This is a genomic window from Bacillus sp. C30, assembly GCF_040838255.1.
Taxonomy (GTDB): domain Bacteria; phylum Bacillota; class Bacilli; order Bacillales; family Bacillaceae_G; genus Bacillus_A; species Bacillus_A mycoides.
This window is the reverse complement of the sequence record NZ_JBFPJH010000431.1, coordinates 1-2,457: the sequence shown is the minus strand read 5'-3', so window position 1 is coordinate 2,457 and position 2,457 is coordinate 1. Positions and strand designations below refer to the sequence as shown.

Annotated in this window: 1 protein-coding gene; it reads right to left on the bottom strand. The window is 34.6% G+C overall.

Going from position 1 to position 2,457, the window contains the following annotated elements; genetic code table 11:
• The coding region (pulA, locus tag AB3X49_RS21290) for a type I pullulanase (RefSeq protein ID WP_367964581.1) at positions 1 to 2,457 on the bottom strand (2,457 nt) is incomplete at both ends.

Below are 2,457 nucleotides of genomic sequence, written 5' to 3'. Positions count from 1 at the left end.
GTCATGGACAACGTAAAGTGTTTTACTTCCCGCCTGATTCTCGTTTACTAGCACTTTCCATGGACCTTTCGATGGAAGTGTTATGTCAACGGCTTCCCTATTTGCATTGTGAGCCACCATAAAGTATTCGCTTTTATTCCCACTTCCCTTTCCATCTATTGTATAAGCTACAACATTTTTGAGAACATCGATAAAAGCTACATACTTTTTAATTTGCTCTGCAGAAGTCATACGAAAAGCTGGGTATTTTTTTCGTAAATCTATTAAGCCCTTCATATACTCTACTTCATTATTAAATGCTGCACGGCGTAACCAATCCATCTGGTTAATAGAATCAGGAGATTTGTAACTATTATGATCACCATATTTTGTGCGCATAAACTCTTGTCCTGCATGTAAGAATGGAATACCTTGTGATGTTAATAAAATAGAAGAAGATAATTTATGCATTTGTTTTCGCATTTCTTCACTATCACCTGAATTAGTCAACTCAAGTTTATCCCATAAAGTATGATTGTCATGTGCTTCCACATAAGTTAGCACCTGCTCCGGATCTTGATAAGTAGACGAATTTGTATCATAGTCAATACCGGCTGTAATGCCTTTTTTAATACGGTCTTCCATGTTTTGCTTTCCATTTACAAAACCATTTTCTTTCTCCTCAAATACACTACCTTTCAATCCATCACGAATATTATCGTTAAAATGAGCAATCCCTTTCATTTTCTCCGCATTTTTTTGATTTGCTTTCAATTCAGCTGCAAGAGGTGTATTTAAATCCCAGCCTTCTCCATGCAGAATAATAGAAGGATCAATTTGATTAACAGCTTTACGTATCTCATTCATCGTTTCATAATCATGAATACCCATTAAATCAAAACGGAACCCATCTAAATTGTATTCTTTTGCCCAGTATGTGACGGAATCTACCATAAATTTTCTCATCATCTTTCGTTCTGAAGCGGTATCATTCCCTACTCCAGTTCCATTTGCAAATGTTCCATCTTCATTGTAACGATAATAATAACCAGGAACTAACTTATGAAAATTAGATTCAGCGGCATTATACATATGGTTATATACTACGTCCATCACTACACGAAAATTATTATCATGCAGCGCTTGAATCATTTGCTTTAATTCAGTTATTCGAACAGTCGGCTCATAAGGATTTGTAGAATAGGAGCCCTCTGGGACGTTGAAATTTTTCGGATCATATCCCCAGTTATATTGTGGTTCATTTAAAGTTTCTTCATTTACTGAAGCATAATCAAATATCGGTAAAAACTGAACGTGAGTAACACCAAGATCTTTCATATGATCAAGTCCTGTTTTTACACCTTCAGGCCCTTTTGTTCCTTTTTCTATTACACCTAAATATTTCCCTTTTTGCTTAATACCACTTTCAGGTTGGATGGAAAGATCGCGTACATGCAATTCATAAATAATAGCATCTTCCGGATTTTTAAATTTCGGTTTTTTGTTTGCTTTCCATTTTTTCGGATTTGTTTCTTCTAAATCAACAACTGCACCTTTATCTCCATTTACAGAAGCAGCACGCACATACGGATCAACCGCTTCAGTCCACTTATCCCCAATTTTCACCTTATACATATAAAAAAGACCTTTTTGGTTCCCTTTAAGTTCTGCTTTCCAAGTTCCCTTTTCACCTTGTTTCATGTTTATTTCAGTACCTATTTTATCGCTCCATTTTTTATATGTAACTAACTTCGCTTCACTCGCAGTAGGAGCCCATAAACGGAACTTTGTATGTTGTGGAGTATATATATTCCCTAAATCATTACCACCATAATAAAATAAATTATCAAATTCCTCGCTACGAATGACTTTACCGATTTCAGTATTCGCATCAGCTAAGTTTGCTATTTTAACTTTGTATGTTTGTTTTAAATCAATTTTCTGTTCCGTAATTATTTTAACCTTATTAGTAATATCTCCACTATTTTTATCATAAGGACTAATTCCCTTAATTTTAACGCCTTCAATTTCAATTTTCTGTTCCTTACTATTAAACGGAACATTAGTCGTTACAGTAATTTCATTAAAACTATCAATAGTAGCTTTTTGAATTGAGAGATCCGAAGAAGGCTTAGAATCATATACTTTTTCATCACCCGAAAGAATCCATACTTCAGCACGACCATCCCTTATATTTTCAACCCAGTGATCACCTCCATCTTTTTCCCATTCATTGGTACGAACTATAAACCCTACACGATTATAGTCACCATCTATTTTTATCTTAGCGTATTTTCCAAATTCATCTTCACCAGTAAATTCATAAGATTTACCGTTTGCATTTTCTCCCCATACCCAAAGATTCCAGTCTTTTGTATTTCCAGATTTCTCTTTGTAATGAATGATAACTTCAGTTGTTTTCGAATTTGAAACTGCCTTCACACTCTGAAAAGAGAAAACAGATGATAACATAACGAT